This window comes from Saprospiraceae bacterium (assembly GCA_016717265.1).
GTDB lineage: Bacteria > Bacteroidota > Bacteroidia > Chitinophagales > Saprospiraceae > Vicinibacter.
Genome location: JADKFX010000001.1, coordinates 1,995,125 through 2,008,708 on the forward strand (window position 1 = coordinate 1,995,125; position 13,584 = coordinate 2,008,708).

General features: G+C 33.9%; 9 protein-coding genes. 6 read left to right on the plus strand and 3 right to left on the minus strand.

Going from position 1 to position 13,584, the window contains the following annotated elements; translation table 11 throughout:
- Positions 1-46 precede the first annotated feature (46 nt).
- From IPO86_07665 to IPO86_07675, 3 genes are all read right to left on the minus strand, one after another.
- Entirely contained in the window at positions 47-2,065 is a 2,019-nt protein-coding gene (locus tag IPO86_07665) for a urocanate hydratase (protein ID MBK9727977.1), read from the minus strand.
- Between the two features lie 9 nt (positions 2,066-2,074).
- Complete coding sequence (locus tag IPO86_07670; GenBank protein MBK9727978.1) at positions 2,075-4,573, minus strand: glycoside hydrolase family 2 protein; 2,499 nt, start codon at positions 4,571-4,573, stop codon at positions 2,075-2,077.
- A 63-nt stretch (positions 4,574-4,636) separates the two neighbouring features.
- Entirely contained in the window at positions 4,637-5,077 is a 441-nt protein-coding gene (locus tag IPO86_07675; protein ID MBK9727979.1) for a hypothetical protein, read from the minus strand.
- A 188-nt stretch (positions 5,078-5,265) separates the two neighbouring features.
- Between IPO86_07675 and IPO86_07680 the strand changes: the two genes are divergently transcribed.
- From IPO86_07680 to IPO86_07705, 6 genes are all read left to right on the plus strand, one after another.
- Positions 5,266-5,598 carry a hypothetical protein gene (locus IPO86_07680; GenBank protein MBK9727980.1) on the plus strand — a complete coding sequence of 111 codons (333 nt, stop codon included), beginning with the start codon at positions 5,266-5,268 and terminating at the stop codon, positions 5,596-5,598.
- On the plus strand, positions 5,595-8,726 hold the full coding sequence (locus tag IPO86_07685; protein ID MBK9727981.1) for a M4 family metallopeptidase: 3,132 nt from the start codon (positions 5,595-5,597) through the stop codon (positions 8,724-8,726). The genes IPO86_07680 and IPO86_07685 overlap by 4 nt, the downstream gene beginning before the upstream one ends.
- A 210-nt stretch (positions 8,727-8,936) precedes the next feature.
- On the plus strand, positions 8,937-9,818 hold the full coding sequence (locus IPO86_07690; GenBank protein MBK9727982.1) for a glycosyltransferase family 9 protein: 882 nt from the start codon (positions 8,937-8,939) through the stop codon (positions 9,816-9,818).
- 5 nt (positions 9,819-9,823) lie between these two features.
- Positions 9,824-10,915 carry a M48 family metallopeptidase gene (locus IPO86_07695; protein ID MBK9727983.1) on the plus strand — a complete coding sequence of 364 codons (1,092 nt, stop codon included), beginning with the start codon at positions 9,824-9,826 and terminating at the stop codon, positions 10,913-10,915.
- 140 nt (positions 10,916-11,055) lie between these two features.
- Positions 11,056-12,036, plus strand: coding sequence for a hypothetical protein (locus IPO86_07700; GenBank protein MBK9727984.1), 981 nt, complete (start codon positions 11,056-11,058; stop codon positions 12,034-12,036).
- A gap of 10 nt (positions 12,037-12,046) precedes the next feature.
- The gene (locus IPO86_07705) at positions 12,047-13,462 is read left to right on the plus strand and encodes an O-antigen ligase family protein (GenBank protein ID MBK9727985.1); all 1,416 of its coding nucleotides are present in this window, start codon (positions 12,047-12,049) and stop codon (positions 13,460-13,462) included.
- Positions 13,463-13,584: the final 122 nt, after the last annotated feature.

The following is a 13,584-nucleotide window of genomic DNA, read 5'->3' on the forward strand; positions in this document are numbered from 1 at the left end:
CACATCGCTTATAATGGCAACTTATAGCTGAATTTTGTCCCTTTCTTTATTCAATAAAAAGCTTCTCTATGATGGAATCTTCAACCAAAGAGGCTAAAGTAATATGTAGTAAAGGATCTGCTTGCATAGCCTTCTCAATGCTCATAATGGCACCTTCATTGCGTGCCCAGGCTCTGCGTGCGACTCCATTATTTACATCCCAGGAGAGCATACTCTGGAGTTTTATTTCAGATTCTTCAGTTCCATCTAAAACCATTCCAAAGCCCCCATTGATCACTTCACCCCAACCAACGCCACCACCATTATGAATTGATACCCAGGTAGCGCCTCTAAAACTATCACCAATTACATTTTGAATTGCCATATCTGCTGTAAACTTCGAACCATCATAGATATTTGCAGTTTCCCGATATGGTGAGTCTGTACCTGAAACATCATGATGGTCTCTTCCTAATACAACAGTTCCTTCTAACGTTCCGTTTTTTATAGCTTTATTAAACGCGGATGCAATTTCTACACGTCCGATTGCATCTGCGTATAAAATTCTGGATTTACTCCCAACGATCGGTAAATTTTTGGAGGCATTTTGGATCCATTTTAAATTATCCTGATACTGTGATTTTGTATTTCCCTCTGAATTTGGAATTAATTGTTCAATAACTCTTGTTGCAATTTCATCTGTTTTATTAAGATCTTCTAATGATCCCGAAGTACAAACCCAACGAAATGGGCCAAAGCCATAATCAAAGCATAAAGGCCCCATAATGTCTTCTACATAAGATGCATATTTATAGGTTCCATTCGGTTTATCTTTCCATATATCAGCATCCGATTCACCTGCTTCTTTTAAAAAAGCATTCCCATAATCCCAAAAATACATACCGCGTTCATTCAATTTATTTATGGCATTCACGTGACGTCTGATCGTGGCTCTTACTTCAAGCATAAATTTCTTTTTGTCTTGTACTAACAATTCTTTGGCTTCCAAGAAGCTGTAACCTACAGGACAATACCCAAGATCATCGATATTATGCAATGATGTTTGATCTGAACCCAAATGAATGTAGATATTCTGTTGTGCAGCATATTCCCACAGATCGACTATATTGCCTGCATATACCAATGCGATACCTTTTGTGGTATCATCATACTGTGTTGCAATCTTAAATAATTCCTTTAAGTCAGTAAAAATATGTTCTCTATGAATATATCCATCTGTTAATCGTTGTTCAATTGCATCCTGGTCGACTTCAGCTAAAATACACGTAGCACCAGTAATCACAGCAGCAATTGCCTGAGCTCCAGACATACCCCCCAATCCAGAAGTTATAAATAGTTGTCCACTTAAACTATCTGAACCTTTATTTATTTTTCTACCGGCATTCAGTAATGTAATCGTGGTACCATGAACAATTCCTTGAGGTCCAATATACATAAACGATCCAGCAGTCATTTGCCCATATTGTGTAACCCCTAAAGCATTATATTTATTCCAATCGTCTTTTTTACTGTAATTTGGAATCATCATACCATTTGTAATAACGACTCTTGGTGCAGCAGGATTGGATGGAAATAATCCCATCGGATGTCCGGAATACAAAACTAAGGTTTGATGATCATTCATCTGGCTGAGGTATTTCATAGTTAATAAATACTGTGCCCAGTTTTGAAACACAGAACCATTCCCGCCATATGTTATTAATTCATGTGGATACTTTGCAATGTTAGGATCCAAATTATTTTGAATCATCAACATGATGGCTGCAGCTTGTTTTGACTTGTATGGATATTCCTGTAATGGACGAGCAAACATCTCATAATCAGGTCGAAATCGGTGCATATAAATTCTACCAAATTCATTTAATTCCTGTTTAAATTCCGCTGCTAAAATAGGATGCTGTTTTGCAGGAAAATATCGAAGGCTATTGCGTATCGCTAACTTTTTTTCATCTGTATTTAAGATCGTATCAATAATTCGCTTTGGAGCATGCGGCACAGTTGGGTCAATACCTGGATGCATTGGTAATTCATTTGGAATGCCGATTTCAATTTGAGTTTTAAACATAGTGCCTTATTAATTATTAATAAAGTTAAAGAGCGATATCATTTTTAAGTCTGTGTTGTTTAAATTATTTTGATTTGTTATGCAATGGATCTTTTTAAATTCACCGGGATTCAAGTCAAAATAATTTGGGAAAAAGGAGGATGTTGCATCTTCATATATATAAACACTTTTTGCTAGTTGTTTGCTTTTCAAAGTTATAAAAAATCCATTTGTTGTTTTTTCAATAGTGTCTATTGCAATTTCCGGGTCATTTAATTTTAATTTATTGAATTTATCCAAAAAATAACATTGACTATTCCATTGATTTTTGTATTTCCATTTAAGGAGTATGTAATGCGTTTCACGAATATCAAGTTTTTTAAAATTGAAAGGAATTTTCAAAAGTTCTAAAGAACTATTTTCTTCGATTGTGCCATTCCATTTTTCAGATTTCAAAACATTCCCTGTAAAATCTTGTATTAGGATTTCCAATTCAACATTTGTAGGTTCTAGAAAATCGGAAACAGCATGAATGGTTAAATCCATTTCATTTGCATTCGCTGTAAAAAGTATTGGACGAAATGCATTTTTAACTTCGTGTTGCAATGCTTTCCATTTACCGAAATAATCTCTTCCAGACCAGGATATTCCAGGCCAACAATCATTAAACTGCCAGTATAAACTACCCATGCAGTAAGGCTTTGCCTTGCGGTGAGCACGTATAATTTTACAAATTCCTTCTGCTTGCGTGATTTGGTTAAGGTAGATAAGCGATTCAAAATTTTTCGCTTCCGGAAAATCTCTATTGATATATTGATTGATTAATTTATTTCCTCTTGGATGTTTTTGGTGATTGCGCAAAGAGTGAGAATCAAGATCTAATTCATTTTCTGAAGCAAATTGTTTAATGGTTGAAATTGCAGGTAAGGATTGAAAACCAAATTCGCTCATAAAGCGTGGAATTCGATCTTCCAATTTTTCAAATGGCATTTCATCATGCCAAAGACCCCAATCATGTGCATCTCCTTCTGAAATAAATTTATCATCGCCTCTGCCAAACAAAGGGGAGGATTCCCAATAACTATTTAAATTGCTATATTTCCGGACTGTATTTGGTAGAATAGCATTAAACAATTTCTGATAATCATTCCAAATTCTTTCTTTATTTTCATTTGAAATAAGAAATTGCCAACCCCATCTATGCCAACCTTCATTGTTTTCATTATTCCCACACCAAAGTGCAATACAGGCAAATTGGGAAAGCCGTTGTACTTGTTCTTCTGCTTCTATAGAAGCATTTAACAGAAAACTTGAATCGCCTGGATACATTCCACATGCGTACATAAAATCTTGCCAAATCAAGATGCCATTTTCATCACAGGTTTGATAGAAGGAATCGCTTTCATATCGCCCACCTCCCCAAATTCGAAGCATATTAAAATTGGATTCAACCGCGGTTTTAATAATGGAAACTGGATCCAGCGTTTGAGTATATAATATGTCCGGTGGTATATAATTTGCTCCTTTGCAAAATATCTTTTTTCCATTTATTAAAAAATAAAAGGATTTACCATAACGATCTGGTTCGTGAATTAAAGTAATTGTTCGAATTCCTGTTTTAAATGATTTTTCTGCTACAATCGTTTCATTTTTTAAAATTTCAATTTTACATGGATACAAATTTTGTTCACCTGTTCCATTTGGCCACCATAGTTTTGGATTCTCTAAAGTAAAATCAAAAGATACCTGTTGTTGACCATAGACTTTCTGAATTGGAAAACTTAATATCTGACCATTCATATGTAAGCGCGCATCCAATTCAGACAAAGTATCCTGTATAAATAAAGCCAGATTCATTCGCAACATGGCGATGGTATCATTTGCTGTAATTGTATGTATTGAGCTCGCTTTTAATTTTACAGAATTCCATGCATTTAAATAGATAGCATCGGTGATTCCGCTGCTCATTAAAACGGGTCCGAAATCCCAACCAAAGTGAAATTGTGGTTTTCTTAAGACAACTCTTTTTTCTCCCGGAAGCTTTGTTTCTAGCAAAGCATAAAGTGAATCCGCAAGCTTTGATGCTGAATTAAATTGAATTAACAATTCATTTTCTCCAACATTTAAAAGCTGTTTAACATCAAATGTCCAATGCCGGAATGCATTGTTTGCTTTCCCAAGATATTGGTTGTTAAGATAGAGCGAGCAATCAGTATCTAAACCTGGACATTCCAAATGAATGTTGTCTTGTTTCAAATACTTTGAATCAATATCGAATTTTGTTTTAAACAGCCAATTTTTTTCACTAACCCACTGGATATTTTTTTCATTGTCACCATAGAATGGATTTGGTATTTTTTGATTTTCTAAGAGGGCAGTGTAGGTGTTTCCAGGAATAGTGCAAGCCTGCCATTGTATGGTATCTGCTTGTGTGTAAAACCAGTTTTTTGTTAGGGCAATTTGCATTTGACCAAAAAGACTTGTAAAACTAATGAAACAGGTAATAGAAAGTGTTAGATACGATTTCATAGATTGCAAAATAAAAAAGGCTTCCTGATTTAGGAAGCCTTTTAATCTTATTTTAGAATACGATTATTCAGATTTTTTTTCTTGAGTTGGTGCCATATTTTCTGGAGTCACCGCAGCAGTACCTTTTGCTTTACAACATGCTTTTCCAGAAGCCGAACCTTTAGCACAACAAGCTTTTGAACTTGAGCAAGATTTGCCACTAACAGAACCACTACCTGCAGGAATATTTACAAAACTTGCAGTAGCTTCATCATATTTTACTTCTGTTGAAGTGGATGCACCATCTGTTCCAACTGATTTTCTAATGAAACAAACACTACCACTTTTCTCGCAAACTTTAGTTTCAATTGATGCATCCATTTTAGCGGCTTTCAAAGCTGCTTCTGTTGGTTTTACACAAGATTTAGCGTCTGCTGATTTCGTTCCATGTGCACAAGTTTGTGCAAATGTATTTTGACTTGTAAGGAATAATCCGAATCCAATAAATAGAATAAGTTTTTTCATAATTTAAATGTTTTTTAATTGTGATTACAAAGATAGAACGCTATTATTTCATATTTTGTTCTCTTTATACGTTTTTAACTAAGTTTTAAGAGTTTGGATTTATGCTGAAACACTTTAAATTACAGGTAATCAAGATATTATGTATATTTTTACTGTTTTTGTCGTGTAAGAGTTCGCAGAAAAATACTATGGAAGAATATATTCGGATAGGTAATGGCGGAGGATTTACTGGGATTGAAACCGTTTTTTCGATATCCAGAAATGGTCAAATTGAACAAGATGGAAAACTTGTAGACCGACTCAAAAAAACAGATGTCGAACAAATTATCACCAATATTGAAGTATTAGGTTTGGATCAAATTGAATTGAACCAACCCGGTAATATTTATAAATTTATTGAATATTCTATGGAAGGTAAAACCCATCGAATTTGCTGGGATGCAAATTCAGAGTTGGTAAATAAAAATTTGAATTTATACTATAACCACGTACACTACTTAATCTATAAATTAATAAAATGAGACATACGATTCTAATTTACCTATTGTTATTTTGCCAGCTTACAGGATTGCAAAGTCAGGCATTGAAAAAAACACATTCGTTTTTAATTAAAAAAGGGGTAAGTATTGAACAAAAGCAAATAAAAAAACCGGAGAGCTTTACACCAAAACTGGATTCTAGAGGATTGTTTTCTTCCATAAGTCCACAGTATAAATCCATGCCAGGACAGGCTTTGAATGCATATAAAAACAATCTTACGGTAATATCCACCAATGAATTTGGATATCCGAGTAGAATAAAATGTGCAGTTCCAGAGCTTATGGATTCCAGAACCGCTGGTACTTATTGGGAATTCCATCTGCCAACAGTACTTGGTTTACTGCCAATAACCGGAATAGGTTTTACCTTAAAATCTGATGAAAAAGACCCACAAGGAATTACACACTTAAAATACGATCAAACATTTGATGGAACCCTGGTTTTAAATGGTGAATATTTTATTCATTTATATACTGATCAAAGTGCGATGGCACATGGTATGATTTATCAACCTACAGAAGTGATCCTTCCAAAATTAAATATTGACCAGGCATATTCTTCTGCAAAAGCTTATTTGAAACAACTTGGGATTCAATGTATAGAACCTTCATTACAACAAAAATCCTGGATTAAAACGGGACTTCAGGGTTATAAAATGGGGTATTGGTACAACAGAGATGAAGAGATCTGGCATCTAACATTTCAGCTGGATGTATTTCCAAATGCAATGAAACGTTGGGGAGTGCTTGTGGATGCAGTATCCGGAAAGGTTTTGAAGGCCATTCAAAACCAATGTTTATTTCATATGAATTTGGAATGTGATCATTCAAAGAACAATGAAACATTTAGTCCACAAGGATCAGAAACTACAAATGCCAAAGATTTATTTGATATTACCCGAACCTTGAATGTTTGGCGAGAATCTGGCAACGTTTATTTATTGGATGGAGCAAGACCTATGTTTAAATTGGCGCAATTTAAATTAGACGACCCAGTAGGAGCCATCTGGACTTTAAATGGCTTGAACTCAAACCCAAATAATATTCAGGTTGATCAGATCAAAACCACCAATAATACCTGGTCAAAAACAGCCGTTTCAGCGCATTATAATGCAGGTATTGCATTTGATTATTATGCAAATACCCATTTGCGGAATTCTATTAATGGTCTAGGTGGTACCATTATTTCGGTAATTAATATAATAGATGAAAATGGTGGAGGTTTAGATAATGCATTTTGGAATGGGGAAGCCATGTTTTATGGGAATGGAGCGCAAGCTTTTAATCCTTTAGCAAGAGGTTTAGATGTAGCAGGACATGAAATGTCACATGGTGTAATTCAAAGTACCGCAAATCTGGCATACGAAGGAGAATCTGGCGCAATCAATGAGTCATTTGCGGATGTTTTTGGTGCAATGATTGACCGAAATGATTGGAAAATTGGAGAAGATGTAGTAAAATTAGCTTCATTTCCTTCCGGTGCATTGAGAGATATGAGTGACCCTCATAATGGAGCACAAACGGGTGATTTTGGCAGATGGCAACCAAGACATGTAAATGAAAAATATACCGGCAGTCAAGATAACGGTGGTGTTCATATTAATAGCGGTATCCCAAATTATGCCTATTATCTTTTTGTTCAGGAAATGGCTAAAACCTCCAATGAAGAGCAAGCTAAAAAAACGGGTGAAGCGGTTTATTATAAAGCTTTAAATCAATATCTAACAAGATCTTCTCAATTTAAAGATTTGAGAAATGCAGTTGAACAAGCGTGTATAGATTTACATGGGAATAATTCTGGAGTCCATAATGCTGCAAAAAAAGCTTTTGATCAAGTTGGTATTGGATCGAGTGGAACACCGGGCGGCGGCGGTGGTAATTATCAAAAAGATTTGAAGGTAAATCCGGGTAAGGAATTTGTAGTTTGTACGGATGATAATTTTGATGGTTTATACCTGATTAATATTTCTACTGGTGGTATCTCACAATTAAGTACCAATTCAGTGAAGAGTAAACCAAGTGTTACAGATGATGGCGCAGAAATATATTATGTTGGATTTGATTCTAAACTTTACGGTTTATTTTTTAACGTATCGAAAGGATTATATGAGGAGTTTGTATTAGATAATGATCCAATTTATCGGAATGCATCTATATCTAAAGATGGCACTTTATTGGCAGTACTCTATGAACAAGAAGAAAATAAAATTCATGTTTACCAATTCTCTACGCAGGTATGGAAATCTTTTGAACTAAATAATCCTGCAACATCCGGAGGTCTGTCTACAGGGAATGTGCGTTACGCCGACTTTATGGATTTTGAACCTTCTGGACAAAATTTAATGTATGATTGTTTAAGTGAATTGGATGGCGGTGCTAGTGGAACCTATGAGTATTGGGATATTGGTTTTTTAAGAGTTTGGGATCTTGCCGGTAAAAAATTTGGAGATGGACATATAGAAAAATTATTTTCTGATATTCCTGAAAATACAAGTATTGGAAATCCTGTGTTTTCAAAAAACTCACCTTATATTATGGCATTCGATTATCTTGAGGAAGCGATATTCGGTACCGAGTTTTCAATTCTAGGAGCAAATATTGAAACGGGTGAAGTTGGAGAAATTGCATCCAATAGAGACGATACTGGTTATCCTTCTTTTTCTGTTAAGGATGATGTATTATTGTTTAATGGTGTGGATAATACCAATACTGTTTCCTTAAAATTTAAAGCGTTAACCAAGGATAAGATTCATTCAAGTGGATCTGAACAATTATTTGTAAGTGGCGCACAATGGGGTAGTTGGTTTGCGAATGGCAAAAGAAGTTTAGTAAAAACAGATGCATTGCTTGGTATTAAAGCCTTGCGCGTGAGTCCAAATCCTTTTATTGATCAAATTCATTTTAGCCTTGAAAGCGAACAAACGCAAGAGCTTCAGTATAATTTATATGATATCATGGGAAATGCAATACTTGGTGGAACTATAAAGTTAGTTAGTGGTTTGAATCAGGTTGACATTAAAGCCAGGGGTCTTGTAGATGGAATTTATACAATGCAGTTAATTTCAAAAACGGGCCATGCTTCTGTTTATTTAAATAAAATGGGTGATTAAATTGGCCTGAGACAAAATTCTGTAATCATAGAATTGATTGATTTTTTTTTATTTTTGAATCCGAATCAAGCACTCCTTAGAATGCGTTTTAAGGACTCCTAATTACAATGTTAATTTGTCAGTTTGTATCGTAAAATTTTAATTCTTCGCTTTAGTTCAATTGGTGATTTGGTACTTACCACACCTGTAATTCGTTGTTTGAAAAAACAAATGAATGCAGAAATTCATCTTTTGACAAAAGATAGCTATAAGACAGTTCTTTTATCGAATCCTTATATAACAAAAATTTGGTCTTTTAAGAATACTGTTTCAGATGTATTTGAAGAATTGGATAAAGAAGATTTTGATTTAATTGTAGACCTTCATAAAAATATTAGAAGCTATCGTATTTCCAGGCTTTTGAAAAAGAAAGTCATCCGTTTTGATAAACTTAATTTTCAAAAATGGTTGGTAACAGTTTTTAAAATTAATGTGTTGCCTAAAAAGCATTTAGTCGATCGTTATTTTGATAGTCTTGAAAATCTTGGAATTCAAAACGATGGCATGGGATTAGATTATTTTATGAATCCAGTCGATAAAGAATATTTGAATCGTTTAAATTTACCAAATCAATATTCAGTAGCTGTCTTAGGAGCGAATCATGTAACTAAACAAATTCCGATTCTTAAATGGAGAGAAATAATCAATTCAATAAATGGTCCTTTTGTTTTAGTTGGAGGTAAAGATGAAACTGAAATTGCAGTACAACTTCAAGCTGAATTTCCTTTAAAAGTTATTTCTTGTGTTGGAACTATGAGCATTGCTCAATCTGCTGCCGTCATAAATGCTTCCTCACAAGTCATTACACCAGATACCGGAATGATGCATATTGCAGCAGCTTTAAAAAAGCCTATGCATGTAATTTGGGGGAATACCATTCCTGATTTTGGCATGTATCCATACTTTGGAAATCAAAAAGCTATTGTAAAAAATCATGAAGTATTCGGATTGTCTTGCAGGCCGTGTTCTAAATTAGGATATTCTAGTTGTCCAAAAAAACATTTTAATTGTATGATGCAGCATTCATTGAATCCACACACACTTGAATTTTAATTCTTATGGATGTAATATTATATGCGAATTATTTTTTTGGAATTAAGCCTAAAGGGATCCCTTCAAAAGTAAAATTGCTCAAAGAACATTTTGAAATTCAATATGAATTTGAAAATAAGAATGAAATTCGAAGCTGGGAAGTTGTTGATATATTACCTGATTTTGTGTCGCAGGAACAAAACTTAATTTTAAAATATGGTATACAACATCCCTTTGAATTTTTGGAATTTGAAGATTTAAAGGCTTATCAACTTTTATCCGAAATGTATCCGGATAAGAAATGGCGAAAGGATGAATCGAAGTTATTTAAAAATCCACTTAGCATTGCAGCTGGGTTTACATTCTTTTTTATTGTGCTTTGTATTGTAGGCTATTTTTGGATTATGCCAAAACTGGCTGACGGTTTAACTAAGGTCGTACCCTTGAATTGGGAAATTGAATTGGGTTCAAAATTAAGCGAATCAAGTATTCCAAAGGCTTTAGAAAATACCACAAAGTCTATGATGTTGGATTCTTTTTTCAAACTTATGCAAGTGGAAAGTAAGTATCCCATTCAATTTCATTATATTGAAGATACTATTGTGAATGCATTTGCTATGCCGGGTGGGAATATTGTTATTTATAGTGGTTTATTTAATAAATTGAATTCATATGAATCATTGGCCGGTTTGATTGGACATGAATTTACCCATGTTGAGTTTAAGCATTCCTTGAAAACTATTTTCAGATCTATGTCTTCTTACATAATACTGGCAGCAATTTTTGGAGATCTTACCGGACTTGCAGGAATTGTTCTTGAAAATGCGAACTCAATACAAAATCTCAGCTACTCTCGGGCTTTTGAAAAAGAGGCAGATGCCAATGCAATTGATTTATTGTTGGATCGTAAAATATCTTTAGTTGGTATGTTAGATTTATTTAAAGTATTTATGGATGAAGGAAAACAAGGATTAGCTGTCCCTAAATTTTTAAGTACCCATCCAATTACGGAAGATAGAATCAAGTTTGTAGAATCAAAAATGGGGACTAGAGAATCCGGGGATGTTGAACATAAGGAACTCAAGGAACTTTATAATCGATTGAAAAACAAACAGTAAAGCTGTCATTTTAAGATTCTTTGCCGAGTCAAAGGCAGTTTCATTAAATAAAAATTATCTTCGCATGATTTTTAAGTTTGAATTCAAATATTACTGTAAATCAAACGTTTATATTTATTTGCGAATTAATACCCTCATGCATGGAGATTTTAAGTTTTAATGAATTATTGAGAATCATATTAAAGAATTTCAGACTGCTTTGCATTATTGCAATTTTGACAATTATTGGATCTGCAGTAGTCGCTTTAATTCTTCCTGTATATTTTAAATCGACCACAACGATTTTTCCTGTGAAATTGGCACAAGCTCCGGTAAATGAAACTGCTTTTAGGAGGGGAAATATTAGTGACTTTGGTGAAACTGGAGAAGCGGAGCAAGCACTTGAAATATTAAATTCAAGTACTTTAATGGAGCGGGTCATTGATAAATTTGACCTGTATTCACATTATAAAATACCGAAGTCTGGTCAAGCTGCGAAATTCTTTGTTTTTAAGACATATGAAGGCAATGTTGATATCAAACGCACAAAATTTAATTCAATTCAAATTACAGTAAAAGATAGGGATCCAAAAATGGCTTCTGAAATGGCCAATTCTATTGCATCCTATTTGGATACCTTAAAGTATGAAATGGTGCAATTAAGAGCCAGGGAGTTAGTCAACAGTCTTGAATTGCAACGGGACAAGCAACAGCGATTGATAGATAGTTTAAAAAAGGAAATGGACAAGATGACCAGTATCGGAATTATGAGTCAATTTCAAAGAGGCTATTTATTAGAAGCTTATGGTCAATCCGTTGGTGCAGAACGTGTTCAATTAAAAGCTTTAGTAGATTCGAATATTAAACTTGGGGAAGAATTTGATCAACTTGAAAGAATTTATGATACTGAAATTGGAAATGTACTATTAATAAAGAAGTATCTATTACAAATAAAAGCAGATGGCGACATTCAATTCTCTCAAAAATTTGTGGTTGATGTAGCAGAACCTGCACAACGAAAGTCTTCTCCAGTGAGGTGGTTGGTTGTCATGGTCAGTTTGATTTCAGCAATGTTCATTTCCGTTGGATTATTATTAATCCAAAATCGCTGGCCAGAACTCAAGAAATTAATTTCAGCATAATTATCACCGAATGAATTGGAGCAAAGGACAGATCCTGCTCATTGTATTTATTACAATGGGAATTGTATTTGTTTCTTTTTATTTTGAACTTTATGTTCTGTTATTTATACCATTGGTCTTTTTATTAGGCTCAATAATTTTTTTTAAACCTGATTTATTATTTTTTTGCCTTGCATTTTTAACGCCCCTATCCATAAATCCAGCGGATGCTGAATTGGGTAAATTGAGTTTATCTTTACCAACAGAACCCATTGCTGCTGTCTTAGTATTGTTGTTTTTCTTGTTGTTTTTTACGACTGAAAAGGTGGATAAGAAATTTCTTTTGCATCCAATTAGCTGGCTACTTTATATTTATTTCGCATGGTTGTTGGTTACAAGTTTTACCAGTGTTGATAAAGTTGTTTCTATCAAATTTGTAATTGCAAAATTGTGGTTTATAATTCCATGTTATTTTTTAGCTGCAATTTATTTTAAGGAACCAAAAAATATTTATACTTATTTGTATCTGTTTGTGTTCGGTTTAAGCCTGGTTGCGATGTTCAATATTGTCCATTTAGCTACCTATGGTTTTGAAGATAAGCCGTCTCAATGGACGATGCAACCCTTTTTTAAAGATCATACTATTTTAGGTGCAATACTTGCTTTGGTAATACCTCTTAGCTTTGGATTAATTAGACTGGATAGAGGAAATAAATTTCGTCAGATAAGTTTGTTTGGATTTACACTCATTTTATTGACTTGTTTGGTTGTGACATTTTCAAGAGCTGCATGGGTAAGTATCATTCCAGCTTTATTGTTGTTTCTAATTTTGTTTTTCAAGTTGCGTTTTAAATACGTTTTAATGCTGGTTGGATTTGGTTTATTTTATTTGTTTTCAAATTTGGATGTGATCCTTATGGATTTGGAGCATAATAAAGTGGCTGGTAGTGATGATGTTATTGAAAATGCTGAATCCATTTCTAATATAAGTACAGATCCTTCAAATCTTGAGCGAATTAACAGATGGGCCTGTGCCATCGAAATGTGGAAGGATAAGCCTTATTTTGGATGGGGACCTGGTACCTATATGTTTGAATATGCTCCATTTCAGTTACGAGGGAATTATACAGCGATCAGTACAAATTTTGGTGATGTAGGAAATGCGCATAGTGAATATTTGGGTCCTTTAGCGGAAACTGGTGTTCTGGGGCTATTAATTTTTGCTGCTTTGTTTGTTATGGTTTTCGTTTTTGGGTTTCGTGCCTACTTCCGAAGTACAATAAAAGCGGAAAAAATCTTACTGAGTACAGTTATGTGCGCTTTAATTACCTATTTCGTTCATGGATTTTTAAATAATTTTCTAGATACCGATAAAGCAAGTAATATCTTTTGGCCTTTAATTGCAATAATTGTGGTAATGGACCTTAAATTGACCAAAACGAAATAATGATCCTTATGGTCATCAATACTTCCATTTTTATACTGAAATAATTATCTTTATTTTAAGGCATGATTTTTGAACAATTGTTCTTTATTTTGTTATTATTTTTTTTGTCATTGTATAATTAA